General features: G+C 73.5%; 17 protein-coding genes. 5 read left to right on the forward strand and 12 right to left on the reverse strand.

Going from position 1 to position 25,861, the window contains the following annotated elements:
- Positions 1 to 2: 2 nt before the first annotated feature.
- On the reverse strand, positions 3 to 1,985 hold the full coding sequence (locus DRB96_RS19835; protein ID WP_112449652.1) for a serine/threonine-protein kinase: 1,983 nt from the start codon (positions 1,983 to 1,985) through the stop codon (positions 3 to 5).
- Positions 1,986 to 2,057: 72 nt separating this feature from the next.
- Positions 2,058 to 3,281 (reverse strand): WD40 repeat domain-containing protein, encoded by a 1,224-nt coding sequence (locus tag DRB96_RS19840; RefSeq protein WP_112449653.1) that lies wholly within the window; start codon positions 3,279 to 3,281, stop codon positions 2,058 to 2,060.
- Positions 3,282 to 3,397: 116 nt separating this feature from the next.
- Here DRB96_RS19840 and DRB96_RS19845 point away from each other — a divergent pair, with 116 nt between their 5' ends.
- Entirely contained in the window at positions 3,398 to 4,585 is a 1,188-nt protein-coding gene (locus DRB96_RS19845; protein ID WP_239516050.1) for a globin domain-containing protein, read from the forward strand.
- 36 nt (positions 4,586 to 4,621) lie between these two features.
- Here DRB96_RS19845 and DRB96_RS19850 read toward each other — a convergent pair whose 3' ends face one another.
- Both DRB96_RS19850 and DRB96_RS19855 read right to left on the reverse strand, forming a co-directional pair.
- Positions 4,622 to 5,611 (reverse strand): nucleoside triphosphate pyrophosphohydrolase, encoded by a 990-nt coding sequence (locus tag DRB96_RS19850; protein WP_112449655.1) that lies wholly within the window; start codon positions 5,609 to 5,611, stop codon positions 4,622 to 4,624.
- Between the two features lie 29 nt (positions 5,612 to 5,640).
- Entirely contained in the window at positions 5,641 to 6,261 is a 621-nt protein-coding gene (locus DRB96_RS19855) for a SurA N-terminal domain-containing protein (RefSeq protein ID WP_112449656.1), read from the reverse strand.
- Between the two features lie 192 nt (positions 6,262 to 6,453).
- Between DRB96_RS19855 and DRB96_RS19860 the strand changes: the two genes are divergently transcribed.
- Entirely contained in the window at positions 6,454 to 8,841 is a 2,388-nt protein-coding gene (locus DRB96_RS19860; RefSeq protein WP_112453576.1) for a YfhO family protein, read from the forward strand.
- On the opposite strand, the gene DRB96_RS19865 is transcribed toward DRB96_RS19860, so the two are convergent.
- The 3 genes from DRB96_RS19865 to DRB96_RS19875 all read right to left on the reverse strand — a co-directional run bounded on the left by DRB96_RS19865 (position 8,834) and on the right by DRB96_RS19875 (position 11,526).
- Entirely contained in the window at positions 8,834 to 9,250 is a 417-nt protein-coding gene (locus DRB96_RS19865; protein WP_112449657.1) for a hypothetical protein, read from the reverse strand. The genes DRB96_RS19860 and DRB96_RS19865 overlap by 8 nt on opposite strands.
- A 135-nt stretch (positions 9,251 to 9,385) precedes the next feature.
- The gene (locus tag DRB96_RS19870) at positions 9,386 to 10,897 is read right to left on the reverse strand and encodes a serine/threonine-protein kinase (RefSeq protein WP_275431968.1); all 1,512 of its coding nucleotides are present in this window, start codon (positions 10,895 to 10,897) and stop codon (positions 9,386 to 9,388) included.
- Positions 10,894 to 11,526 (reverse strand): hypothetical protein, encoded by a 633-nt coding sequence (locus DRB96_RS19875; RefSeq protein ID WP_112449658.1) that lies wholly within the window; start codon positions 11,524 to 11,526, stop codon positions 10,894 to 10,896. The genes DRB96_RS19870 and DRB96_RS19875 overlap by 4 nt, the downstream gene beginning before the upstream one ends.
- A gap of 208 nt (positions 11,527 to 11,734) precedes the next feature.
- Between DRB96_RS19875 and DRB96_RS19880 the strand changes: the two genes are divergently transcribed.
- Entirely contained in the window at positions 11,735 to 11,908 is a 174-nt protein-coding gene (locus DRB96_RS19880; protein ID WP_112449659.1) for an antitoxin, read from the forward strand.
- Positions 11,909 to 12,065: 157 nt separating this feature from the next.
- Here the strand turns inward: DRB96_RS19880 and mfd are convergent, their stop codons facing one another.
- The 3 genes from mfd to DRB96_RS19895 all read right to left on the reverse strand — a co-directional run bounded on the left by mfd (position 12,066) and on the right by DRB96_RS19895 (position 19,269).
- Positions 12,066 to 15,611: a transcription-repair coupling factor gene (gene mfd / locus DRB96_RS19885; RefSeq protein ID WP_112449660.1), complete on the reverse strand. Its 3,546-nt coding sequence runs from the start codon at positions 15,609 to 15,611 to the stop codon at positions 12,066 to 12,068.
- A gap of 299 nt (positions 15,612 to 15,910) precedes the next feature.
- Positions 15,911 to 18,484 (reverse strand): ABC transporter permease, encoded by a 2,574-nt coding sequence (locus DRB96_RS19890; RefSeq protein WP_112449661.1) that lies wholly within the window; start codon positions 18,482 to 18,484, stop codon positions 15,911 to 15,913.
- Positions 18,481 to 19,269, reverse strand: coding sequence for an ABC transporter ATP-binding protein (locus DRB96_RS19895; protein WP_112449662.1), 789 nt, complete (start codon positions 19,267 to 19,269; stop codon positions 18,481 to 18,483). The genes DRB96_RS19890 and DRB96_RS19895 overlap by 4 nt, the downstream gene beginning before the upstream one ends.
- A gap of 320 nt (positions 19,270 to 19,589) precedes the next feature.
- On the opposite strand from DRB96_RS19895, the gene DRB96_RS19900 reads away from it, so the two are divergent.
- A complete protein-coding gene (locus tag DRB96_RS19900; RefSeq protein WP_112449663.1) occupies positions 19,590 to 21,233 on the forward strand; it encodes an MFS transporter in 1,644 nt (547 codons plus the stop codon).
- 133 nt (positions 21,234 to 21,366) lie between these two features.
- The gene (locus DRB96_RS19905; RefSeq protein ID WP_112449664.1) at positions 21,367 to 22,173 is read left to right on the forward strand and encodes a hypothetical protein; all 807 of its coding nucleotides are present in this window, start codon (positions 21,367 to 21,369) and stop codon (positions 22,171 to 22,173) included.
- Positions 22,174 to 22,289: 116 nt separating this feature from the next.
- On the opposite strand, the gene DRB96_RS19910 is transcribed toward DRB96_RS19905, so the two are convergent.
- Both DRB96_RS19910 and DRB96_RS19915 read right to left on the reverse strand, forming a co-directional pair.
- A complete protein-coding gene (locus tag DRB96_RS19910; RefSeq protein ID WP_112449665.1) occupies positions 22,290 to 23,162 on the reverse strand; it encodes a DivIVA domain-containing protein in 873 nt (290 codons plus the stop codon).
- A gap of 160 nt (positions 23,163 to 23,322) precedes the next feature.
- On the reverse strand, positions 23,323 to 25,854 hold the full coding sequence (locus tag DRB96_RS19915; RefSeq protein ID WP_112449666.1) for an SUKH-4 family immunity protein: 2,532 nt from the start codon (positions 25,852 to 25,854) through the stop codon (positions 23,323 to 23,325).
- Between the last annotated feature and the right edge of the window lie 7 nt (positions 25,855 to 25,861).

The following is a 25,861-nucleotide window of genomic DNA, read 5'->3' on the forward strand; positions in this document are numbered from 1 at the left end:
CCTCAAGGGACGTCCCAGAGGCGGACGGTGCCGGTGTCGAGTCCCGCCGCGAGGGTCTTGCCGTCGGGGCTGAACGCCACCGCCTCGATGGTGTCGTCGCTGGTGAATTCCGCGGTGGTCGATCCCGAGGCCGTGTCCCACAGGAAGGCCTTCCCGTCCCGGTCCGCGCTGGCCAGGATCCGGCCGCCCGGGTGGAACGCGAGGGCCAGGATCACGGACCGGTGGCGGTCCAGGGCGGCGATGTCCTGCTGGGAAGCGGCGTTCCACAGCCGCACCGTGTAGTCCCTCTGCGCGACGGCCAGGATCTGGCCGTCCGGGCTGAACGCCGCGAACTCCGCGACATCGTTCGGCTCGCCGGCGAGCGCGGCCACGGTCTGGCCGCCGGGCATCCGCCGCACCTGGACGGGGGCGCCGGCGGCCAGCAGGCCGCCGTCCGGGCCGAACGCCGTCGGCCCCCGCTTCACACCGTCGCGCACGTCGTGGGCGCGGCCCGAGGCCACGTCCCACACGTACACCCCCTTGCCGCTGCTCCCGGCCAGCGTGCTGCCGTCCGGGCTGAGGGCGACGGAGGCGAAGAAGCCCTCCTGGAGGTCGTACGACGTGGCCCCGGTGAAGGTGCCCGCGCTACGACCGGTGGCCACGTCCCACAGCTGGATCCGGTTCTCCTCCGCTCTCGCGAGGAGTCTGAGGTCCCGGCTGAACGCGTTGGCCTGGACGTAGTGGGCGATCTCGATGCGGGTGACCGTGCTGCGCCGGCTGGGCATGTCCCACCGCCAGATCGTTCCGTCCGGGCTGGCGGCGGCCAGCGTCCCGCCGTCGGGGCTGAACGCGAGCGCACGCATGCCGGAGGGGCCCTCGAGGGAGCTGTCGTCCCGGCTCAGGTAGAGCGGTACGCCGACCGCCGCGGCCGCGGCGACGACCCCGAGGCCGCCGAACACCAGCGTGCGCCGCGACACCCGGGCCGCGGCCGGCCCGGGGGCGGACGGCGCGGGGGCGGACAGCCCGGGGGCCACGGGCGTCGCGGGCGTCGCCGGGGCGAGACCCGTGCGCGTGGCGGCGTACGGATCCGCCCGCGCGGCCGGATCCTTCACCGTCGCGGCCTGCGTCGGGGGCGGAGTCGCGGCGGAGGCGGGGGCCGTCGCCGGAACCGCCGGCCGGGTCTGGCCCGCGGCCGCCCCGCTCTCGGGGGCTCCCGCGAACCGGGCGGGGAGGTCCGGGACGCGGGGCCGGTCGTCCGGGTCCTTGGCGAGGCAGGCGTCCAGGAGGAGCCGGAGCTCCCCGTCGAGGGCGTCGAGCGCGGGCGGCTCGTCCAGGATCCGCTGGACCACCGTCAGGAGGGTGGGCGCGCCGAAGGGGCTGTGGCCGGTGGCGGCGAAGCCGAGGACCGAGCCGAGCGCGAACACGTCACTCGCGGGACCGGCCCGGTCGGCACGGATCTGCTCGGGCGACATGTAGGCGTACGTACCGATGACCGACCCGGTGGCGGTGAGTGAACTGGCGTCCACGGCGCGCGCGATGCCGAAGTCGATGATGCGCGGGCCGTCCTCGGCGAGGATCACGTTGCCGGGCTTCAGGTCACGGTGGACCAGGCCGCAGCGGTGGATCGCGTCGAGCCCCTCCGCCAGACCGGCACCGAGCCGCAGAACCGCATCGGCGCCGAGCGGACCGCCCCGGGCGACGACCTGCTGCAGGGTCGGCCCCGGTATGTACGCGGTGGCCAGCCAGGGAGCGGCCGCCTCGGGATCCGCGTCCACCACCTGGGCCGTGTGGAACCCGCCGACCTGGCGGGCGGCGTCCACTTCACGGGCGAACCGGACGCGGAACTGCGGGGTCGCGGCCAGCTCGGGCCGGATGAGCTTCACGGCGACGTTGCGGCCCCCCGGCGAGGTGGCGAGGTAGACCACGCCCATACCGCCCGCACCCAGCCTCCCCTCCAGCCGGTAGGGACCCACCCAGGGGGGATCGCCGGGCAACAACGCGTCCATGGATGCCTTCCGTCGGAGAGGCCGGGTCCCCGGTCGAGCCGGGGAGCGGCGAGGGCTGGTGCGGCGACCGCACTAGGAGAGCTTCCAGAGCTGGACCGAGTGGCCCGACTCGTCGGAGCTGGCGACCTGGTTGAGGCTCGCCGCCAGAGTCTTGCCGTCCGGGCTGAAGGCCACCGCCGAGATGTAGGTGTCGCCCAGGGAGTTGGGCATGATGCCCGTCAGGGTCCTGGTGACGCTCCCGGTGGACACGTCCCAGAGGCTGACGGTCTTGCCGGTCTGGTCGTCCGTGTTGGGCTCGCGCGCGCCTCCGGCCCCCGCGATCACCGCGCTGCCCGGGTGGTACGCCGCCGTGGAGACGTACGGATGGGGGTCGGTGAGGGTGGCCGTGAGGCGCTCGGTGGCCAGGTCCCACACCTGGACCCCGGGACCCGCGCCCGCGACGGTCTTGCCGTCCGGACTGAACTGCACCGAGTTGAAGTGGTCCTTGGTCTCGCCGGTGAGGGTCCCCAGCCGGCGGCCGGTGTCGGTGGCCCAGAGCCAGATCTTGGCGCCCGTCTCGGAAGCCACGCTGCCGAGGATCTTGCCGTCCGGGCTGAACGCGATGTCGTTGACGCTGCCGCCGTGCCCGGTGAGGGTGGCGAAGGCGCGACCGGTGGAAACCGTCACGAGCTCGGCCCTGGCCCCGACGCCCACGGCGAGCGTCGCACCGTCCGGGCTCACAGCCAGGGAGCCGACGTAGTCGTACTCCCCGTCGTACGAGGCGACGACGCTCATCGGCCTGCCGGTGCGCAGGTCCCAGCGCCGCAGGGTCTTGTCGGAGCCGCCGGAGTACAGCGTGTGACCGTCCGGGCTGAAGGCCAGGGACATGACGTTGTCGGTGTGTCCCCGGTACGTAGTGATCGTGCGGCCGGTGGCCACGTCCCACAGCCGCACCGTGTCGTCGTCGCTGCCGCTGGCCAGGGTCTTGCCGTCCGGGCCGAAGGCGAGGCAGGCGACCTCGTTGGCGTGGCCCGCGAGGCGCGCCACGGGCTTGCCGGGATCCGGGTCCGTGCCCGGCCTCCGCCACAGGAAGTACGCGGGGACGGCGGCGGCCGTCGCACCGGCGGCCAGCCCGCCGAAGAGCAGCGTGCGCCGGGGCAGGGTCCTGGCGGAGGCCTCGGCGACGACGGGCGAGGTGGTGGGCGAGGCCCCGGGTGCGGCGGCGGGCGGGGCGGCGGGCCCGGAACCCGGTGCGGTGGGGGACTTCGGGGGTCTGCTCGTGCACCCGGAGACCGTATCCCGCCCGCCGCCCGTCACCCCATATGGCCGGTTCGTCGCGGCTGTCCGTAGATCCGCCTTCGCTTGACCTCACGTTCTCCGGCATTCCTACTTTCGGTTTTGTGGATGTGAGGATCTTGAAAAGCAGTTTCGCGGTGGTGGAGAGACGGGCCGAGCACGCGGTCAAGTTCTTCTACTCCCACCTCTTCTGGCACAACCCCGGAGTCCGTGAGCTCTTCCCGGCCTCCTTCGAGGACATGGAGCGGCAGCGGGACCGGCTCTTCGCGGCGCTCACCCATGTGATCGCCCACCTGGAGGACGAGACGCTCGTCCCCTATCTCCGCGACCTCGGGCGCGACCACCGCAAGTTCCTGGCGGGCCCCGAGCACTACGCGGCGGTCGGCTCCAGCCTGCTCGCCGCGCTCGCCGAGACCTCCGGCGAGGCGTGGACCCCGGCGGTGGAGAAGGCCTGGGCCGAGGCCTACCAGGTGATCGCCGACGCGATGACGGCCGGCGCCGCCGACAGCGAGGACCCGCCCTGGTGGGACGCGGAGGTCGTGCGCCACCTGCTGTACGGCGAGGACATAGCCGTCCTGACCCTGCGCCCGCACGCGCCCTTCCCCCATCAGCCCGGCCAGTACGCGAGCGTGAGCAGCGACCGCGTCGCGACGACCTGGCGCACCTACTCGATCGGGAACGCGCCCCGCCCCGACGGGACGGTCGACCTGCACGTCAGCCGGATCGAGGACGGGCGCCTGAGCACCTCCCTGGTCCGCGAGGCGCAGCCCGGGGACGTGCTCAGGCTCGGCGCGGCCGGCGGGCAGATGACGTTCCGGCGCGAGGACCGCCCGGTCAGCTTCATAGCCGCCGGCACCGGCTGGGCGCCGGTCCGCGCCATGCTGGAGGACCTGGCGGAGCATCCTCCCGATCAGGACGTGCGGCTCTTCGTGGTCGCGCGGGACGCCGCGCACCTCTACGACCGCCCGCTCGTCGACGCGTACGCGGCCGCCTTCCGCTGGCTGAGCGTCACCTACATCACGCCCGCGCCCGGGCAGCACCGCAACCAGGCCACCGACCGGCTGGCGACCGCGCTCAGCAACCGCGGGCTCTGGCCCGACCAGGACGTCTACCTGAGCGGTCCGCCGCAGTTCATCGAGGAGATCTCGTACCTCCTGGAGGAGCTCGGCGCCCGGCCCGCCCGGATGTTCCACGACTCCGTCCCGGCCAGTGGCGGGGGCCACGGCCGGCCAGGACGGCCGACGGGGTTCGGGGAGTGGTTCCTGAACCGCCCCGACCCGCACTGGCACAACCCGTCGGGCCGCGCGCCCCGTCCGTACCGGTAGGGGAACCGCCGCCCGTACGGGAACCGCCGCCGACGGCTACCCGCCGACGCCCTCGGCCGCACGGATCGCCTCCCGGTAGACCCGGGCCGCCGCGCGCAGCGCGGTCTCGGGGTCGGTCCCCGCCGCATCGGCGCGTGCCGCCAGCTCCAGCAGTTCGTACCCGACGCCCGCACCGCGGGGCAGCGGCGCGGGCACCGCCCCCGCACGGGCGCGGCCCGCCAGCTTGGCCGCGAGGGCCAGGGCCGGCTGGGCGAGCGGGACCCCGTCGGTCACGGACTCCCGCTGCTTCTCCACCTGCTTGGTGCGCTGCCAGTGCGCGTTGACGTCCTGCGCGGTCTGCGCCGTCTCGTCGCCGAAGACGTGCGGGTGGCGGTGGATCAGCTTCTCGACGAGCGCTCCGGCCACGTCGTCGATGGAGAACGGCTCGTCCTCCTCGCCCGGGCCGCCCTCCTGCGCGATCCGCGCGTGGAAGACCACCTGGAGCAGGACGTCGCCGAGCTCCTCGCGCAGTTCGTCCCGGTCCCCGGCCTCGATGGCCTCGACGAGCTCGTACGCCTCCTCGATCGCGTACTTCGCCAGTCCCTCGTGCGTCTGCTCCGAGGTCCAGGGGCATTCGCGGCGGACCCGGTCCATCACCTGGACGAGGTCGAGCAGCCGCGCGCCCGGCAGGTCGTACGAGCCGGGCAGCAGTTCCAGGTCCGGCATGGCGATCCGGCCCGAGCCGGCGAAGCGGGCCAGGCCGTCGGTGAGCCGCCGGTCGCCCTCGCCGCTGAGCAGGACCACGACCGTGCGCCCACCGGCGCACTCCTCGATCAGCGCCTGCGCGTCCGGGGCCTCGTGGGCGACGGCGACGCCCGCCTCGCGCAGGTAGGGCAGCTGTACGTGCCCGGGGTCGGCGCACAGCACCCGGTCCGCGGCGTGCAGGGTCTGCCAGGCGGGCCAGGACAGCACGCCGGGGGCGACCCGGTGGCTGGTGGTCAGCAGGACGATGCGGCCGGTGGGCTCGGAGGGTACGTCGTCAGTCACCCTCCGAACCTACCTCCCCGCCGTCTTGTCTAGGCCCCGGCGGGGGGCTGCTCGGGCCGGGTGACCTGGGTGATCCAGGGGGTCGCGCCGTCTCCGAGGGTGACCCGCTGGGCGTCCCAGGCGCCGTAGCGCGGATTGACCTCGATGCCGAGCTTGCCGGCGGCCTTCGCGGCGGGCTCGGCGAGCTTGCCCTCGCCGTACTTGGCGTTGAGCTTGGTGAAGAGCACCTGGTCCCGGACCCACCGCTCGATCTGGTCGGGGGCCATGGCGGCCTTCTGCAGGACCGCGGCCTCGAAGGCCTCGGCCCCGCCGTTGTTCTGGTCGTAGGCCTGGCGCTCCGTCTCCAGCTCCTTGGTCGTGACGGTGATCCCGGCGTCCGAGGCCATCCGGTCCAGGATGCGGCTCTGGAGCATCGCGCTGAGCTTGACCCGGTCCAGCTGCGGGACGGCCGCGATCAGCTCGGCGGGGTGTTCGGAGCGGTTCTGGGCGGTGCGGACGTCGTTCACCTGGGCCTGGACCGCGGAGGTGGTGATCCGTTCGCCGCCGATGACGGCCGCGGTGCCGGGGCGGGCTTCGCCCGAGCACGCGGACAGCAGTGGGGCCGCCACGAGCAGGGCGGCGGAGACGGAGAGCGCTGTGCGACGGTGCAAAGGAGCCTCCAGGGCCGGGAGATTGTGCGTCGGTGCACAAGGGCCGTGCGATGATCGATGTTATGCAGTCAGGGTGACCAGAGCCACCGGTTCGACCAACGATTCCGGGGGTGTTGGGGTGCTGTGCTGTTCGTGTCGGCGCCACCCGGCGGCCACCCGGTGGACCGGCGGCACTGCCAGGGTCGGCCCACCATGTCGACACCGCACCGCTCCGCGCGCCGCCCCAGTCTGCTCGGCTCGGCATTCGCCGCCCTGATCACGGCGGTGGCCGTGTGCGCCGGGGACCGCGTCGCCCGCGTCTTCCCGTACGGGCCGCGCCACCGCAGCGTCAACGACCTCGGCAACCAGTTCGTGCCCTTCCACGCCCGTCTGTGGGACCTGCTGCACGGGCGCGCCGAGGGCGGACTGCTGCTGAACTGGCAGTCCGGCTACGGGACCAGCTTCCTGCCCGACTTCGGGACGTACCTGACCAGCCCGTTCGCGATGCTGGTGGCGCTCTTCCCGCGCCAGGACATCGACCTCGCGGTGTACGTGGTCACCGTGCTCAAGACCGCGGCCGCCGCGGCGGCGATGGCCTGGCTGCTGCGCACGCAGCGGCGCGGCCCGTGGTGGGCGGCGGGCCTGCTCGGGGCCTCGTACGCGCTGTGCGGCTGGTCGGTGATCGAGGCCTCCTACAACCCGATGTGGCTGGACGGGCTGATCGCCTTTCCGCTCCTGTGTCTGACGGGTGAGTGGGCGCTGCGCTCGCGCCGGCCGGCGGCGGCCGTGCTGGTGGCGGCCCTGTGCTGGACGGCGAACTTCTACACCGCCTACATGGCGACCCTCGGCGCGGTCCTGGTGCTGCTGGTGCGGGTGCTCCTCGCCCGGGAGGGGGCGGGGCCGCGGGTACGCGTCCTCGTGCGGGCGGCGGTGACGACCGCGCTGGGCATCGCCCTGTCGGCGCCGGTCCTCGTCCCCCTCTTCCTCAGCTCGAAGCAGGCCTACCCGGGGTGGTTCAAGCCGTTCCAGCCGGTACCGGCGCAGGACCTGCTCGCCCGGCTGATGCCCGCCACGTACTCCTTCTCCTCCCCCGCCCTGTTCGTGGGCACCGGCACCCTGCTGCTGGTGGCGGCCCTGCCGTTCCACCGGGCCGTCGCGGGGCGGACCCGGCTGTGCTGGGCGGGGCTGGCGGCGGCGGTGCTGCTGTCCTTCCAGTGGGAGCCGACGCACCTGGCCTGGCACCTGTTCGCGACGCCGAACGGAAGCCCGTACCGGCAGACCTTCGTGCTGGCCGGGATCGTGGTGATCGCCGCCTGGGCCGCCGTGGCCCAGGGCCTGCCGGGGCCCCGGGCGCTCGCGGGCGGGGCCGCGCTGCTGGCGGCCGCCGCGTCGGCGGCGCGCGGCAGCGCCCTGGCGACGGGGTGGGGCCTCGCGCTCTTCGGCGCCGGCCTGGCCCTGTCCGGTGCGGCCTGGTGGGCGCTGCGCCACCGGCGCCTGGCCCTCCCGGCGGCGGGCGTGCTGACGCTGGTCCTGCTCGCGCAGGCGGCGGCGACGACGGCTTACGGGGAGAAGGGCAAGCTGGCGGGCCTGGACGACTACCCCTCCTGGGGCGCGGCGCACTCCGCGCGCTCCGGGGCGCTGGCGGGCGCCGGGGGCTGGCCGGCGTACCGCACGGACGCGGGGCGGCCGGCGCTGACGGGCAACGACCCGATGCTGCTGGGCGGCGAGGGCGGCGCGTACTACAGCAGCCACACCCCGGACGTGTTCACCCGGACCATGGTGGCGCTGGGGGCGGGCTGGACCTCGCGCGGGCGCAATGTGCAGAGCCTCGACAATCCGGTGACGGACGCCGTGTTCGCCGTCGGGGCCCGGCTGCGGCCGGACGGCACGATCGCCCGGGCCGAGGTCCCGCCTCTGGTCACGGTCCGCCCGTCGGGACCTGAGCCCGGCTATGGTGCTTCGCCCTTCGCCAACCAGGAACTCCTGCTGGGCGCGCGGGTCTACGAGGAGCCGCTCTCCCCCGGCGTCTGCCGCGCGGGCACGGAGGCCTTCCTGTGGGCCCCGGAGTACAACGCGACGGCGCGGCTCGCGGACGGCCCGGCCTTCCGGCTGAACGCGAATCCGCCGCGCAACCGGGCCGCCCTGCAGCCCATGGGGCCCTCGCACGGGCCGGCCTCGCGGCTGGTCTTCGACCAGGGCGCCCCGGCGCGGTGGGAGCTGTCCTGCCTGGACCGGCCCCGCCTGACGGCCGCGGTCGCCGCCCTGCGGGCTTCGGCGGCCTCGTCCGTGCGGGTCGGCTCCTCGGGCATCCGCGCGACCTTCCCCGCGGGCACCACGGGCACGGCGGTCCTGGCCGCCCCCGCCATCGCCGGCTGGAGCTGCGGCGGCCGCCCGGCCTCCGCCCACCTGGGGCTGGTCGCGGCCCCCTTGGACGGCCGCGCCACCACCCTCGCCTGCGAGTTCCGTCCCCCGGGCCTCTCCGCGGGCCTGGCGGTCGCGGGCGCGGCCCTGCTGGGTCTGCTGGCGCTTCTCCTGCACGCGAAAAGGGACCGGGCCGGCCGCGGTGCGGCCGGCCCGGTCCCCACGCCGGGTCTTACTTGACCAGCGATTCCATGCAGAGGACGAACTTGTCCGAGCCCAGCTGCTGCGCGAGGGCGACGTCACCGGTGCCGGCGCAGGCCTCGACGTCGAAGGTGTCGTCGACGACCTTGACGACCTTGTAGTTGGCGTCCTTGTCGGTGCAGTCCTTGGTCGACACCTTGGGGTCGGTGTCGCTGCCGGTCACCTGGACGCAGTCGCCGGACTTGGCGTGCACGACCTCGTCCGAGAGGAAGGTGGAGAAGCCCACCTTGACCACGACGAGGACGACGATCAGCGCGAGCACCCGCAGGACCTGCTTGCCCTTGCCGCCCTTCTTCTCCGGCGCGACGGAGACGATGGGCTCGACGGGCTCGGCGTGCGGCGGGACCTGCTGAGGGTCGACAGGGTGCGACGGAGGCGGGGTTGCCATGGGGCTGTCCTCTGAGACGATTGAGTGATCGAACGCGCGTACGCTACACGGCGCGAAATACCCAAACCGGACCAACGCCTTCCGTTCTCCGATGAGATGCGGAGTCGTGATCCTGCCGTCTCCGACGGACCCCTCTCAGCGCACTTGGCCCAGCCACTGGAGGGTGCGCCGGACCTCCGCGGAGAAGGGGTGCACGGGTCCGTGCAGGCGCTCCGCGTCGAAGAGGAGACGGGAGAGGGTCTCGTGGGCCGCCGGGCGGTCGCCGAGGGACAGCAGCAGGTGCGCTATCCGGCGGCGGACCTCCAGCGGGAGGCCCGGGTCCGGGTTCGCGTAGTGGTTCTCGAACAGCGGCAGCAGCGAGCGGTACTCGGCGAGGGCGGCGGCGGGTTCGCCGAGCTGCTCCAGGCACTGGGCCGCGTCGTAGCGGAAGCGCAGGGACCGCGGGTCGCCGGCCGGGAACTCCTCCGCGAGGCGCCGCAGCTCGGGCATGGCCCGGCGGTACTGGCCGTCGTCCATCAGCGTGGCCGCGTACTGCTTGCGCAGGGAGCGGACCACCGTCGAGTGCTCGCCGTGCTGCTCGGCGGCCGCCGGGAGGATCCCGCCGAGGATGTCCACGGCCTGGGCGAGCCGGCCCTGGTCCAGGAGCTTCTTCGCCTCCTCCACGGCCGCCGGGACGTCAGGCCGCGGCGGCGAGGCGGGCGGGTTGGCCGGCCTCGGCGGGATCACGGAGGCCCGGTCGGGCCAGGGGGCCTGCGGGCGCAGGAAGGGGCGGGTCGGGTCGAGCGCGCCGGCGGGGGATCCCGAGCCGCGGTGCGGCAGCAGCGGCGCGAGGGCCGCGTACACCGCCTGCGCGGAGGCCGGCCGGTCCCGCGGGTCCTTCGCCAGGAGGTGCAGGAGTACGGCTTCCAGCTGCTGCGGCACCTCGGGGCGCAACTGGCGCACCGGGACCGGGGCTTCGTACAGGTGGCGGTGGAGCACCCCGAGCGCGGTGGATCCGGCGAAGGGGACGTTGCCGGACAGCAGCTCGTACAGCACGACGCCGAGCGCGTAGAGGTCGGTGTGCGGGCCGACGGCCCCGCCCATGGCCTGCTCGGGCGCCATGTACGCGGGGCTGCCGATCGGCGAACCGGTACTGGTGAGGCGGGTGGTGTCGGTGTCCATCACCGAGGCGACACCGAGGTCCAGGACCAGCACGGTCCCGTCGGGGCGGACCATCACGTTGCGCGGCTTCATGTCCCGGTGCACGATCGGCACCGCGTGCACGGCCGACAGCACCGAGCACAGCTGCGCGATCACCGAGACCGCCCACGGCCACGGGTACGGGGTGTGCTCGGCCAGGTGGTCGGCGAGGTCGGCGCCCTCCACGTACTGCATGACGAGGTAGAGCTCGTCGCCGTCGCTGCCCGCGTCGTGCACGGTGACCAGCCCGGGGTGGTCCACCTGCGCCGTGACCCGGCATTCGCGCACGAAGCGGCGGCGCAGCTCGTCGGCGACCGAGCCGGGGCCCGCCACCTTGTCGGGGCGCAGCAGCTTGACCGCCACGCGGCGGTCCAGCCGCTGGTCGTACGCCGTCCAGACCTGGCCCATGCCGCCCTGGCCCAGGATGGAGGCGAGCCGGTAGCGGTCTCCGATGAGCCGGTCCGTCACGGGCGCGGGCCCTCGTTGTGGGGGCCGTCGTGGTGCGGGGGCTGGTTGCGCAGGAGTTCGCTGAGCTCGTCGAGCTCGGCGCGGACCTGCCCGATCCGCGGGGGCTGCGTCGGCGCGGGCGCGGGCTCGGGGGCCCGCCGGGGCGGCTGCTGGGGCAGCTGCTGGGGCGCCTGGCGCGGGACGGCCGGCGGGTAGCCGTAGGAGGGGCGGGTCTCGTGCCCCTGCGGGAGGGGCGCACCGTACGGCGAGGCGGGCTGCGGGTACCACCCGCCGGCGGCCCGGGCCTTCCGCGCCTCGTGGTGGCGGATGTCGGCGACGAGGAAGTACACGGCGACCGAGAGGCCGGTCACGATCGTGCCCATGCCGCCGGTGTTGGCCTGCCAGCCGGAGTTGTCGGCGGTCGGGTCGAGCCCCGACAGCACCATCCAGATCACCGAGGCCGCCGCGGACACCCCGAGCAGCCACCAGTCCCGGGGTTTGCGGGTGACCAGCGCGAGCCGCAGCATCGTCCCCCAGGCGAGGAGCCCGCAGCTCAGGATGGGCAGCAGCGCGAACAGCACGCGAAGGGCCACCACGCCCCCGTTGCTGGGCTGGTGACCGTGGGGCGGCGGGGTGCCGGGGCCGTGCATCGCTGCTCCTGACGGGCCGGGGAAGGCGAGTTTCGGGTCTGAGCGTATACAGCGTTTCCGGCCGGGGGTGAGGGGATGCCCCCAACCGTTGCAGGGTCGCAGCGCGGCAGCGCCCGCGGGCGGGGAACAGCAGGTGGGAGGCTTCCCCGAGCGAATCACCCAAAACGCGCGTAGCGTCGCAAACGGGATTACGGAAGGAGCCCGTGACATGGGGATCTTTGACCGGTTCAGGGACCAGGCGAAGGACAAGGGAAAGCAGATCTCGGACAACCTCGAACAAGAGGCCAACGAGAAGACCGGCAACAAGTACGCGGATCAGATCGACAGGGCCCAGCAGCAGGCGGAAGAGCGCCTCGGCATCGACGACGACCCGAAGAAGTAGCCTTCGCCCACCAGCCTCCGCGGGAACGCGACCGGCCGCGGCCGGGGACCGGAAAGGTTCCCCGCCGCGGCCGTCGCCGTTCCCAAGGGCCTCCGCCCAAGGCCTCCACCCGAGAGGGCCTCGGCCTGGGAAAGTCTCGGCCTGGGAGAGCCTCGGCCTAGGAGCCGAGGATCGTGGCGAGGAACTCCCCGGTCCAGCCCAGCAGATCCCGCCCGACGAGCGGCTTGCCGCCCACCCGCGCCGTCTTGGGCCGCGGGATCAGCACCTGCGAGGTGGCGGGCTTGAGCACCGCGCCCGGGTAGAGCCGCTTGAGGCGCAGCTCCTGCGACTCGCGCAACTCCACCGGCCCGAAGCGGATGTTGGGGCCTTGCAGGGTGATGTCGCCGACCCCGCAGGCGCGGGCGAGCATCCGCAGTCCGGCCACCAGCAGCAGGTTCTCCACCGGCTCCGGCAGCTTGCCGTAGCGGTCGGTGAGCTCCTCGCGGACGGCCTTGACGTCCTCCTCGGAGTTGGCCGCGGCGATCGAGCGGTAGGCCTGCAGGCGCAGCCGCTCGCCCGGCGCGTAGTCGTGCGGGACGTGCGCGTCGACCGGCAGCTCGATCTTCACCTCCAGCGGCGGCTCCTCCTCCGGGCCGCCCTCGATCGCCGCCCGGTAGTCGGCCACGGCCTCGCCGACCATCCGGATGTAGAGGTCGAAGCCGACGCCCGCGATGTGGCCGGACTGCTCGCCGCCGAGCAGGTTGCCCGCGCCGCGGATCTCCAGGTCCTTCATCGCCACGTACATGCCGGCGCCCATCTCGGTGTGCTGGGCGATCGTCGCGAGCCGCTCGTGCGCGGTCTCGGTGAGCGGCTTCTCCGGCGGGTAGAGGAAGTAGGCGTACCCGCGCTCGCGGCCCCGGCCCACGCGGCCGCGCAGCTGGTGGAGCTGGGAGAGGCCGAAGTTGTCGCCGCGCTCGACGATGAGGGTGTTGGCGTTGGAGATGTCGATGCCGGACTCCACGATCGTCGTGGAGACGAGCACGTCGAACTTCTTCTCCCAGAAGTCCACGACGACCTGTTCCAGGGACTGTTCCGACATCTGCCCGTGCGCCGTCGCGATGCGCGCCTCGGGCACGATCTCGCGGAGCTTGGCGGCCGCCCGGTCGATGGACTCGACCCGGTTGTGGATGTAGAAGCACTGGCCCTCGCGGAGCAGTTCGCGGCGGATCGCGGCGCCGATCTGCTTCTCCTCGTAGGGGCCGACGAAGGTGAGGACCGGGTGGCGCTCCTCGGGCGGGGTGGTGATCGTGGACATCTCGCGGATGCCGGTGACCGCCATCTCCAGGGTGCGCGGGATCGGGGTCGCGGACATCGTCAGCACGTCGACGTTGGCGCGCAGCTTCTTCAGCTGCTCCTTGTGCTCGACGCCGAACCGCTGCTCCTCGTCGACGATGACCAGGCCCAGGTCCTTGAACTTGGTCTCCTGCGAGAAGAGCCGGTGCGTGCCGATGACGATGTCGACGGAGCCCTCGCGCAGGCCCTCCAGCGTCGCCTTCGACTCGCCCTCGCTCTGGAAGCGCGACAGCGGCTTCACCTTGACGGGGAACTGCGCGTACCGCTCGGAGAAGGTCCCGAAGTGCTGCTGCACCAGCAGCGTGGTCGGTACGAGGACGGCGACCTGCTTGCCGTCCTGGACCGCCTTGAACGCGGCGCGCACGGCGATCTCGGTCTTGCCGTAGCCGACGTCGCCGCAGATCAGGCGGTCCATGGGGACCGACTTCTCCATGTCCTCCTTGACCTCGGCGATGGTGGTGAGCTGGTCGGGCGTCTCCGCGTACGGGAAGGCGTCCTCCAGCTCGCGCTGCCAGGGGGTGTCGGGGCCGAAGGTGTGGCCGGGGGCGGCCATGCGGGCGCTGTAGAGCTTGATGAGGTCGGCGGCGATCTCCTTGACCGCCTTCTTCGCGCGCGCCTTGGTCTTGGTCCAGTCGGCGCCGCCGAGCCGGTGCAGGGTCGGGGCCTCGCCGCCGACGTACTTGGTGACCTGCTCCAGCTGGTCGGTGGGGATGTAGAGCCGGTCGCCGGGCTGCCCGCGCTTGGCGGGCGCGTACTCGACGAGGAGGTACTCGCGGGTGGCGCCCTGCACGGTTCGCTGCACCATCTCGACGTAGCGGCCGACGCCGTGCTGCTCGTGGACGATGTAGTCGCCGACCTCCAGGGTGAGGGGGTCGATCGTCTTGCGGCGCCGGGTGGGCATCCGGCCCAGGTCCTTGGTGGCGGTGCGCTGGCCGGTCAGGTCGGTCTCGGTGAGGACGGCGAGCTTGAGGGCCTGGTCGACGAAGCCGTTGTCGAGGGAGCCGCACGAGACGTGGACCAGGGAGGGTTCCAGGGTCGCGAGGTCGGCCTCGAGGCGGGCCGGGATGCCCTCGCCGCCGAGCACCTCCACGGTGCGGGCGGCCGGGCCGTGGCCCTCGGTGAGGTAGACGGTGCGCCAGCCCTCGGCGATCCAGGCCTTGGTGTCGGCCAGCGCCCGGGCGGTGTCGCCGCGGTAGGCCTCGGGGGCGTGCATGCCGAGCTGGAGGGTGTCGCTGCCGAGCGCCCCCTCCTCGTCGGCGGCGAACGGGGACACCGACCACCACAGCATGCCGAGCTCGCGCGCGTGCTCCCGTACCTCCGCGATCCCGCGCAGCGAGGCGGCGCCGACGTCGATGGGGGCCTCGCCGCCGCCGGCGGTGGCCGCCCAGGAGGCCATCAGGAACTCCTGCGAGGTGGCGACCAGGTCGGAGGCCCGGGTCCGCACCCGCTCCGGGTCGCACACCACGGCCATCGAACCGGCGGGCAGTACGTCGATCAGGAGCTCCATGTCGTCGACCAGGACCGGGGCGAGGGACTCCATGCCCTCCACCGCGATCCCTTCGGCGATCTTGTGGAGCAGTTCGCCGAGCTCGGGGTGGAGCTCGGCGAGGGCCGCGGCGCGCCCGCGCACCTGGTCGGTGAGGAGCAGCTCCCGGCAGGGCGGGGCCCACAGGCCGTGCTCGGCGATCTCCAGGGACCGCTGGTCGGCGACCTTGAAGTAGCGGATCTCCTCGACCTCGTCGCCCCAGAACTCCACGCGCAGCGGGTGCTCCTCGGTGGGCGGGAACACGTCGAGGATGCCGCCGCGCACGGCGAACTCCCCGCGCTTCTCGACGAGCTCGACGCGCGCGTACGCGGCGGCCGCGAGCGCGGAGGTGACCTCGCCCAGGTCGACGCTCTCCCCCTGGCGCAGGCTCACCGGTACGAGGTCGCCGAGCCCCTTGACCTGCGGCTGGAGCACGGAGCGGATCGGCGCGACCACGATGGACACGGGTCCGGCGGCCGGATCGTCCTTGCTCGGGTGCGACAGCCGGCGCAGCACGGCGATCCGGCGGCCCACGGTGTCGCTGCGGGGCGAGAGCCGCTCGTGCGGCAGCGTCTCCCAGGACGGGTAGTCCACCACCTCGTCCTGGCGGCCCGGGGGCATCAGCGAGCGGAGCGCGGCGGCCAGGTCCTCGGCCTCGCGGCCGGTGGCCGTGACCGCGAGCACGGTCCGCTCGGTACGGGTGGCCAGCGCGGCGATGGCCAGGGGCCGGGCGGCGGCGGGTCCGACGAGGTCCACGTGCATGCGGTTGCCGTCCACCGCCGCGGTGACCGCTTCGGCGAGAGCGGGGTCCCGGGTGACGGCGTCGAGCAGTCCGTGCAGGCTCATGAAGGCGGCTTTCCGTCCGGTGAGGTGCGGCGAGTTCCCGCGAGGCGGCAACGCGAAGGGCCCGACACGTCGAACGGGCCGGGGGTTCCCACCCTACGACGCGGGTCCGACACCCGCGCGTGGGGTTCGGCCCCCCGCAGGGGTGACGGAGTCGGCGCGCGAGGGAAGCGGCCCGACGATGCCGAGCGGCTTGTCCACGTCTACGACGTGCCCGTCATGGCCATGTGAACGACCCCGGCCCCGCCCCACCCGAACGGGTGAGGCGGGGCCGGGGCGTTCCCCCGTACGACCACCGGCGATTACTCGCTGGCGATCGCGTTCAGGATGTTCATCCGGCCCGCCCGGAAGGCCGGGAAGAGCGCGGCGAGCAAGCCGACCAGGGCGGAGCCGGCGAAGACTCCGAGGATCGTCGGCCAGGGGATTTCCAGGATCTTCATGCCCTGGAGCGCGAGGAGCTGGTGGGCGGTGGCGCCCCAGCCCATGCCCAGGCCGAGGCCGAGCAGGGCGCCGAAGAGCGCGATGACCACCGACTCCAGGCGGATCATGCGGCGCAGCTGGCGGCGGGAGAGGCCGATGGCGCGCATCAGGCCGATCTCGCGGGTCCGCTCGACCACCGAGAGGGCCAGCGTGTTCACCACGCCCAGGATCGCGACGATGATCGCGAGCGCGAGGAGTGCGTAGACCACGTTCAGCAGCTGGCCGACCTGGTCCTTCAGCGCCTGCTTGTAGTCGGTCTGGTTGAGCACCTGGTACTGCGGGTACTCGGCCAGCGCCGCCTTGACCGCCTTGTACGCGGCGGCCTCCTGGCCGTCCTTGGCGGTGCCCAGCAGCATGAAGGGGCGGGGCAGCTTGTCGGCCGGCACGTTCGCCTCGGCGACGGCGGTGCTGACGTACTTCATGCCCTTGTCGAGGTTGCCGTCGTCGCTGGTGATCGCCGCGACCTTCAGCTTGACCGTCTTGCCGCCCGTGAAGGCGACCGTCAGCTCGTCCCCGAGCTTGACCTGGTGCTTGGCCGCGTACTCCGAGCCGACCGACATCGAGTTCGGCCCGTACGCCGCGGCGTGCTCGCCGGCGGTCGTCTTGCGCCGGACGTCCTGGGCGTACGTCGGGTCCTGTGCCCCGACGCCGTCCGCCTCGGTGGTGCCGTCCGGGGCGGTGATCTTGGCGTCGAGCTCGCGGTAGGCCGTGACGTGCGCCAGGCCCTGCGTCTTGCGCAGCGCCTCCTCGGCCTGCGGTACGACGGGCTGCCCGGTCATCGACTGGACGATGTAGTCCGCGCCGACCGACTTGTCGAGCTCGTCGGTGGCGGAGGCCACCATCGAGGAGCCGACCACCGACAGGCAGGCGACCAGCGCGAGGCCGATCATCAGCGCGGCGGCGGTGGCGCCGGTGCGGCGCGGGTTGCGCAGCGCGTTGCGCTCGGCGAGCCGGCCGATGGATCCGAAGGGCCTCAGCACCGGGGCGGACAGTGCCCGCACCACGACGCCGGCGAGCAGCGGGCCGATCACGATGAAGCCGATCAGGGTGAACAGGATGCCCGCGCCCAGCCACAGGGCGCCGGGGCCGGCCTTGTCCGACGTCGCGGCGAGGAACAGGCCCGCGGTGCCGATGCCCGTGAGGACCAGGCCGATGGCGGCGCGGATCCGGCCGGCCTTCTTGTCGCCGGGGGCGCCGACCTCGCGCAGGGCGGCCATCGGGGAGACCTTGCCGGCCCGGCGGGCCGGTATGTAGGCGGAGACGACGGTCACGACGATGCCGAGGAAGACACCGATGGCCGGGGTGGTCCAGGCGATCGTCAGATCGTCGGTGGACAGGCTCATGCCCAGCTGGCCCATCAGCTTCATCAGGCCGACGGCCAGTCCGATGCCCGCTCCGACACCGAGGATCGAGCCGAAGACACCGAGCAGGAAGGCCTCGACCACGACCGACTTGAGCACCTGGCCGCTGTCGGCTCCGATGGCCCGCATCAGGCCGATCTCGCGGGTGCGCTGGGCGACCAGCATCGAGAAGGTGTTGAAGATCAGGAAGATGCCGACGAGGAAGGCGATGAGGGCGAAGCCGAGCATCACCCACTTCATGATGTCCAGGAAGGACATGTCCTTGCGGTTGGCGTCCGCGGCTTCCTTCGCGGTCTGCAGCTTGTAGGTGTCCGCGCCGACCGCGGTGGCGACATTCGCCTTGAGCTGCGCGTCGCTCACGCCTTCCTTGGCGGTGACGTTGAGGTGCGTGAAGACGTCCGGGGCGCCGAGCAGCTTCTGCTGCGCGGTGGCCGTGTCGAAGTAGACGACGGTCGCGCCCGGGTTGGTCACGGTGAAGGCGGCGATGCCGGTGATCTTGGAGCGGATGTCGCCGGTGACGGCGATGGTGCGGATGTCGTCACCGAGTGCGAGGTGGTGCTTCTTCGCGGTGTCACCGTCGATCATCACCTCGGTCGGGCCGCGCGGGGCCTGACCCTCGATGATCTTCATCGACCTGAGCTCGTTCTCCGTCCAGTTGCCCGCGAAGGTCGGGGCTCCCGTGGTCGAGCCGAGGTTCTCGTTCTTGGAGTTGACGACCGTGACGGCCATCGACGCGACGCCGCCCTCGACGGCCTTCACGCCCTCGGCCCGCTTGACCCGCTCGATGACCGAGGCGGCCAGCGCCTCGGGCTTGCCGGTGTCGGGGGTCTCCCCGGCGCTCTCGACCTGCTTCGGGGTGACCGTGACGGAGGAGTTGGTGACCGCGAACAGCTTGTCGAAGGTCGTGTTCATGGTGTCGGTGAACACCAGGGTGCCGCAGACGAAGGCGACGGAGAGCATGACGGCGACGGCGGAGAGCGCCATGCGCCCCTTGTGCGCGACGAAGTTGCGACGCGCGGTCTTCATGACGGTCATGACGTCCGCCCGCGCGCGTCGAAGTCCTTCATCCGGTCCAGGACCTGATCGGCGGTGGGCCCGTGCATCTCGTCCACGATCCGGCCGTCGGCCAGGAAGATGACGCGGTCCGCATACGAGGCGGCGACCGGGTCGTGGGTGACCATGACGATCGTCTGCCCCAGCTCGTCCACCGAGCGGCGCAGGAAGCCGAGCACCTCGGCGCCGGCCCGGGAGTCGAGGTTTCCGGTCGGCTCGTCGCCGAAGATGATCGCGGGACGGGCGGCCAGCGCGCGGGCGACCGCCACACGCTGCTGCTGGCCGCCGGAGAGCTCGGTGGGCCGGTGCTTGAGGCGGCCCGCCAGGCCCACCGTCTCCACGACCCGGTTCAGCCACTCCGCATCGGGCTTGCGGCCCGCGATGTCCATCGGGAGCGTGATGTTCTCCAGGGCGTTCAGCGTCGGCAGCAGGTTGAACGCCTGGAAGATGAAGCCGATCCGGTCCCGGCGCAGCTGCGTCAGCTTCTTGTCCTTCAGACCGGTGATCTCGGTCTCGTCCAGGAAGATCTGGCCACTGCTCACCGTGTCCAGGCCGGCCAGGCAGTGCATCAGCGTGGACTTGCCGGAGCCCGACGGGCCCATGATCGCGGTGAACTGCCCGCGATGGATGTCCACGTCGACCGAGTCGAGGGCGACGACGCGCGTCTCCCCGGAGCCGTAGGCCTTGACGACCTGCCGCGCTCGCGCCGCGACGGCTCCATGCCCTCCAGTACCCCCGTGCCTGGTTTCGGTCATAGCCGTTGTCACGGTGTTTCCCCTCGCTCGTTTCGTACGGTCCGTCGGTTCACTCGAAGTCTCTTGGGCGGGGGGCTTCGGCGCGCTGGTGCCAAGCGCCGTATCCATACGGGTGCTAGCCCTACCCCCCGGCTTCCCGCCCTGTAGTAACCAGTTAAGGACCGCTCCGGCCGGACTTCCTCCTCCGCCGGGACGAAGCGTCCCTGGATCCTTGTGAGGAGCAACCCCTAGGGGATCTCGGCCCTACGGACGAGGCGTTCTCAGGGGTTACCTTCCCGTGACGCGGCGGTGAGAGGGTGTTCGCGCAGGTAGGCGCGGGGGAAAGGCAGTTCATGGACTCAGGGGACAGCCCGGGCACGAGCACCGGCACCGGAGGCGGCTCCAGCACCGGATCCGGCGACGGCCCGGGCACCGGCGACGGCTCCGCGGGCACACCCGGCGGCATACCCGCCGCCGGCTCCCCGGCGGGCGGCGCGGCCCCGCCCGGGCGGCCCCGTACCGCCGTCGTCGCCGCGCTGATGCTGACCATGGGGCTCGTCTCGCTCGACGCGGCCATCGTCTCCACCGCCGTGCCGCAGATCGTCGGAGACCTCGGCGGCTTCGCCGTCTTCTCCTGGATCTTCTCCGGCTACATCCTGGCCGGAACCGTCACCCTGCCCGTCTACGGCAAGCTCTCCGACACCTACGGCCGAAAACCCGTCCTGCTCCTCGGCATCAGCCTCTTCCTGCTCGGCTCCCTGCTGTGCGCGGCCGCCTGGAACATGGCCGCCCTCATCGCCTTCCGGATCCTCCAGGGCCTCGGCGGCGGCGCCCTCCAGGGCACCGTCCAGACCCTGGCCGCCGACCTCTACCCCCTCAAGGAACGGCCGCGCATCCAGGCCCGGATGTCCGTGGTGTGGGCCACCTCGGCACTGGCCGGCCCCGCGCTCGGCGGGCTGATCGCCTCGTACGCCGACTGGCGCTGGGTCTTCCTGCTCAACCTGCCGCTCGCCTCCGGCGCCCTGTGGATCATCAACCGCCACCTGGTCGAGCCCACCCGGCCCCCCGGCCGCAGCGGCCCCGTCGACTGGGCGGGAGCACTCGCCGTCTTCGCCTGCGGCGGACTGCTCCTCTTCGCGCTGGTCGAAGGCGGGGTCGCCTGGCCCTGGCTGTCCGCGCCCTCGCTGGGCCTGCTGGCCACCAGCGCGGCACTGGCCGCGCTGGTCGTCCGCATCGAACGCCGCGCCGCACAGCCGATCCTGCCCGGCTGGGTGTGGCGCCGGCGCACCATCGCCGCCGTCAACCTCGCCATGGCCGCACTCGGCCTGCTGATGGTCGCCCCGATGGTGTTCATGCCCATGTACGCCCAGACCGTGCTCGGACTCGGCCCCACCGGAGCCGGGCTGGTCACCTCCGCGATGACCCTGAGCTGGCCCATCTCCGCGGCCCTCGCCCAGCACGTCTACCGGCGCATCGGCTTCCGCAACACCGCCGCCACCGGGGTCTCGCTGGCCGCCGTGATCCTGTGCTCCTTCACCCTGCTCCCCTACCCCGCCGCGCCCTGGCAGCCCGCGGTGATCATGCTGCTGCTCGGTGCGGCCCTCGGCCTGTTCCAACTGCCGCTGATCGTCGGGGTCCAGTCCACGGTGGGCTGGGCGGAGCGCGGCACCACCACCGCCTCCGTACTGTTCTGCCGCAACGTCGGCCAGAGCATCGGAGCCGCACTGCTCGGGGCCGTGGCCAACGCCACCATCGCCGGCCGGCTGGCGGACGCCCCCGTGCCCGGACTGCCGACCCGCCTGGACGACGTGTCCCAGGCCCTGGACCAGCCGCACCTGCTGTCACCGGCCGCCGCCGAGTACCTGCGCCAGGCGGTGGCCGCCGCCGGGGACCACATCTTCGCCGGCGCCACGGTGGCGGCGGTGGCGGCCGCGCTGGTGCTGCTGCTGGTGGCGCCGCGACGGTTCCCCGTACTGCCGGAGCAGCGCGAACCGTGAGGACGGGAACCGTGGGGCCAGGAACGGCGGGGACGGCAACGGCGGGGACGGGAACGGCGGTGGCCGGGCGGCGACTTGTCATGCCCGGACCCAAGCGGTAACTCTCTGCGGAGACACGATCCCGGGGGGACCCATGCTTTCCGCACTCTGCGCACTCGCCTTACTCGCCGCGCTGGCCGGCCCCATCACCCTGCGCCTCATGCGCCACCCAGGCTTCGTCACCGGCCGCGACGGACGCCTCTCCACCTCGACCACCCTGGCCCTGGCCTGGACGGTCATCCTCATCTGGCTGCTGCTCACCACCCTGGCCTACGGGCTCACCGCCGGCGGCGGCACCGGCTGGTTCCAGGGCTCCGACGGCCCCCTGTCCAACCTGACCACCGTCTACCTCCCGCTCCTCGGCGGCCCCTACGCCGCCCTGATCGCGGCGAAGACCGTGGTCGGCATGCGCGTGGAGAACGGCACCATGGCCAAACCCGCGCCCAAGGGCACCAAGCGGCGCCCGCTGCGCGACCTGATCGCCAACGACGGCGGCCGCACGGACCTGGTCGACCTCCAGTACGTCGCACTCAGCGCGGTCACGATGCTGTACGTGGTGGCGTTCTTCGTCGCGGACGTCGGCGGCGGCCTCCCGAGGATTCCCACCGAGATGTGGGCGCTGACCGGGGCGCCGGCCGGCGCCTACCTGCTCAACAAGATGGCGACACGGGCCACTCCGGTCATCACGCGCGTCTCCGTGAACGAGGGGCTGCTGACCGTCGAGGGCGGCGGCTTCGGCGACCACCCGCGGATCGAGGTCGACGGCACCGTTCTGGCGACCGCCGCCACCGCGACGGGAGCCGCCGCGCCGCTCCCGGCCACGGCGCCGCCCGCCTTCAGCGTGGTGGTCACCACCCGGGGCCTGCGCAGCGACCCGGCCCGGTACGCCCCCACGAGCTGACCGCCGGCGGGGCCGCGCCCCGACCCCGGCGGGGCCGCAAGACCCGGCCCCGCCGCCGGTCAGCCCTCGGAGGTCAGCCCTCCGCTGTCGGCCCGCCTGAGGTCGGCCCGCCGCGGTCAGCCCTCCGCCGGGGCCCGGCCCGTCAGGGCGGCCAGGCTCGAGCGGACGTGGTTCATGTGCGCCCGCATCTCGTCCTGGGACTCCGTGTGCTCGCGCAGGATCCGGTCCGTCTCCCGGCCGAGCCGCTCCTCCGTCACCCGCGCCTCCGCGATCAGCTCCGCGCCCCGCGCCTCCGCGTCCTCCTGGCCGTGCCGCGCCGCCTCCTGCGTCTGCGCGAACCCCCGCTTCGCCTCCGCCAGCCGGGATTCCGCGTACCGCTCCAACTCGGCGTGCCGGGCCTCCAGCTCCGCCTCCCGCGCCGCCAGCTCCCGCTCCGCCGCGTCCCAGCGCTCCGCGTGCTCCTGCTCGCGCTCCGCGAGCAGCGCCTCGGCCCGGCGCGCCATCTCCGCCAGCCCTGCCTGCGCCTCCGCCCGCCACGCCTCCGCGTCGTCGCGCGCCTCGGTCCGCGCGTCGTCCGCCTCCCGGCCCGCCCGCAACAGCCCCTGCCGGGCCCGGACCTCGGTCTGCTCGCGCACCGCGTCCGCGTCGGTCCGCGCCAGCTGCGCCACCCGGTCGGCGTGCGCCTCGGCGGCGCCCGTCGCCGCCAGCGCGTCCGCCCGCGCGTCCGCCCGCAGCGTGTCGACCTCCTCCTCGGCCAGCAGCAGGATCCGCCGGGCCCGCTCGCTCAGCTCGTCGTACCGCTGCGGGGCCAGCCCCGAGACCTCCGCCCGCAGCCGCTCCGCCTCCGCTTCCATCCGCTTGGCCAGCACGGTCAGCCGGGCCACCCGCTCCCAGGCCTCGTCCCGGCTCCCCGACAGCCGCGCGAGATACCGGTCCACCTCTTCCATCCGGTAGCCGCGGCCGCGCACGGTCGTAAAGGGTGCACTCATGCTGGAAGCGCCTCTCTCGCGGGGATCCCTGCCAAGGATGCGTCATTTGCTCCCAGAAGCCCGAATGGCCGGGCCGGAACCCCGTTCGAGGGTCCCAACCCGGCCACGCGCGACGAGCGACGAGCGACGAGCGACTGATCGCAGACCGATCAGCGACCGGTCACAGCAGTCCGTCCCACATCTGCTCCAGCAGCACCGACCACCAGTTCTCCGGCGACGCCAGCGCCGCACTGTCCAGCCCCGCCAGATTCGCCTGGAAATCGCCGGTCCAGCGGCCCGCCTGCTCCGGCGTCAGATGCTGGCGCAGCCGCCACATGTGGCCCAGCAACGCCAGCGACCGCACGAACTGCGGCAGCGAGGAGTTCACGAACTGCGGGGGCACCGGAGCACCGCCCGGACCGGCCTCCACCGGCACCGCCACGATGTGCGCCGTCCCGTACTGCACGCACAGCGCCTTGCCGAAGTCGCTGCCCACCACCAGGTACGAGCCCGCGTCCGACGCCGGCTGCACCTGCCGCTGCGCCGCCAGCTCGGCCAGCGTCGGCAGCGGAGCACCCGGCACCGCCTGCGCCCAGAAGAACGGCCCGAAATCGACCGGCAGACCCGACCACATCAGCGTCTGCGCCACGATCTCCGGCACGCCCTGCCGCGACACCGCACGCTGCTCGAACCGGAACACGCCCTGCGGGCCGAACGCCCCCGCCAGCTCCTGCGCGATCGCGTCCAGCGGGATCGCCGGCTGCAGCGGCACCTGCGGCAGCGGCGCACGCACCGGCGCGGGGCGCGCCGGACCGTCCGCCACCTGATGCAGCTCGCCCTGATGGGTCAGCAGGTGCCGCATGCCCTGCTGCCGGCCCGCGTGGTCCGTCCCGTACGGGGCCACGCTCGTGATCCGCACCTGCGGCCAGGTCTCCCGGATCATGCGGGCGCAGTAGCCGCCGGGCAGCTCGCAGGAGGCCAGCTCGGTGTGCAGCTCCAGCACCTGCTGCGGCGGCACGTTCATCGCCCGCAGCTCGTACAGGATCTGCCACTCCGGGTGCGGAGTACCGGGCGCGGAGCGGCGGATGAGCTGCTGCTCCGAGCCGTCGGGCGCGCGGTAGCGCAGCACCGCCTGGTAGCCGGGTCCCACCGTGGGCACGCCCGGGGCCTGCGGCACGGGTACGGGTGCCTGCGGCGCCGGACCGGGCGGACCGGGAGGCGCGGGCCGCCCCACCACGGCCGGACCGGCCAGCATCGTCGCGGCGTGGTCCAGCCCGGCTCCGGGCGCGCCCGGAGCCCCGGGCGGACCGGGCGGCTGCGGTACGCCGGGACCCGCGAGCATGGTGGCCGCGTGGTGCGCGCCGGCGCCGGGGGCGCCGGGCGGACCGGGAGGCGCGGGCTGCTGCCCGGCGCCCGGAACCCCGGGAGGGCCCGGCGGCGCGGGCTGCTGCGGTCCACCGGGGCTCGCCAGCATGGTGGCGGCGTAAGCGGCTCCGCTCCCGCCGGACGAACCGGACGAGCCGGGCGCCCCCGGCGGGCCGGGAGGCGCGGGCGGCTGCCCGGTGACGGACGGACCGGCCAGCATCGTCGCCGCGTGGTCCAGTCCGCCGCCCGGCGCGCCGGGGGCGCGGGGCGGACCCGGAGGAGCCGGCTGCTGCGGCCCGCCGGGGCTCGCCAGCATGGTGGCCGCGTAGGACGGGGACTCCGCACCGGAGCCGCCGGATCCACCCGGAGCACCCGGGGCACCGGGCGGACCCGGCGGCGTCACGGACCCGGAGCCCGGCCGGTTGACCCGGGCCTTGCTCGTCGGCGCGTCGGCGATGTCACCCGAGGCCGAACCCGGCCCGGAAGCCCGTGCGGACCCCGCGGAGCCCGCGTTCGGGTCCAGCGCGGGCACGACGGCCGTCTTCGGCAGCGCGCTGCCCCTCGGCATCAGCGTCGTGCGCGCCTCCGGACCCGGCCCGGACGGCGCCGGGGCGTCGTCCACGTCCGACCCGGACAGCGGCGGCGCGAACACCGTCGCCGGCAGCGGCACGGACACCGAGTCCGCGCCGGGGTTCACATCGGTGCCGGCCCACGGCGTGGCCCCGACCGGGACCCCGTCGTTGGCGGTCGGCTCGTACGGCACCTCGCCCCCGCGCCGCAACGGCACGGGCTGCGGCTGCGACTCGGCAGCCGCTGGCTCGGACGCGACCGGGGCAGCCGGGGCGGAAGAGGCGGAAGACCCTGAAGAGGCCGAAGAGGCGGAAGCAGGAACGGCAGAACCCACCGGATCGGCGGGCACGACCGGTGATGCGACCGGTGTGACCGGTGCAACCGGTGCGGCCGGCGTCGCCGGCGGAATCCCCGCCCGGTCCGCCGCCTCCTGCAGCCACTCCGGCGGACTCAGCATGAAGGAGGTCTGCTCCGAGTCGATCCGCGGCACCGGGACCGAAGCCTCGGCCGGCGCGGCCGAAGCCCCGTACTCCTCCTCGTACCGGCGGATCACCTCACCCACCGGCAGCCCCGGCCACAGCGTCACCTCACCGCTGTCCCGCGCGATGACCAGCCGCTGGCGGCCCGCACCGGACACCGGCCCGGCCGCGCGGTCCTCGGCCCACACCACGAAACCGAGTCCGAACTCCCGTACCCGCACCTCGCGGTGCTGGTACGCGGGCACGTCCCCGTTGATCCATTCCTCGGCGCGCTCCTGCGCCTGCGCAAACGTCACCATCGAGCCG

This window comes from Streptomyces sp. ICC1, from assembly GCF_003287935.1.
Classification (GTDB): Bacteria; Actinomycetota; Actinomycetes; order Streptomycetales; family Streptomycetaceae; genus Streptomyces; species Streptomyces tritrimontium.

What these genes read in the sequence shown, in the direction of transcription:
- DRB96_RS19905 (WP_112449664.1), top strand. Translation starts at nt 21,367, where the DNA reads ATGCTTTCCGCACTCTGCGCACTCGCCTTACTCGCCGCGCTGGCCGGC.
- DRB96_RS19835 (WP_112449652.1), bottom strand. Translation starts at nt 1,985, where the DNA reads ATGGACGCGTTGTTGCCCGGCGATCCCCCCTGGGTGGGTCCCTACCGG.
- DRB96_RS19875 (WP_112449658.1), bottom strand. Translation starts at nt 11,526, where the DNA reads ATGCACGGCCCCGGCACCCCGCCGCCCCACGGTCACCAGCCCAGCAAC.
- DRB96_RS19900 (WP_112449663.1), top strand. Translation starts at nt 19,590, where the DNA reads ATGGACTCAGGGGACAGCCCGGGCACGAGCACCGGCACCGGAGGCGGC.
- DRB96_RS19910 (WP_112449665.1), bottom strand. Translation starts at nt 23,162, where the DNA reads ATGAGTGCACCCTTTACGACCGTGCGCGGCCGCGGCTACCGGATGGAA.
- DRB96_RS19890 (WP_112449661.1), bottom strand. Translation starts at nt 18,484, where the DNA reads ATGACCGTCATGAAGACCGCGCGTCGCAACTTCGTCGCGCACAAGGGG.
- DRB96_RS19915 (WP_112449666.1), bottom strand. Translation starts at nt 25,854, where the DNA reads ATGGTGACGTTTGCGCAGGCGCAGGAGCGCGCCGAGGAATGGATCAAC.
- mfd (WP_112449660.1), bottom strand. Translation starts at nt 15,611, where the DNA reads ATGAGCCTGCACGGACTGCTCGACGCCGTCACCCGGGACCCCGCTCTC.
- DRB96_RS19865 (WP_112449657.1), bottom strand. Translation starts at nt 9,250, where the DNA reads ATGGCAACCCCGCCTCCGTCGCACCCTGTCGACCCTCAGCAGGTCCCG.
- DRB96_RS19860 (WP_112453576.1), top strand. Translation starts at nt 6,454, where the DNA reads ATGTCGACACCGCACCGCTCCGCGCGCCGCCCCAGTCTGCTCGGCTCG.
- DRB96_RS19880 (WP_112449659.1), top strand. Translation starts at nt 11,735, where the DNA reads ATGGGGATCTTTGACCGGTTCAGGGACCAGGCGAAGGACAAGGGAAAG.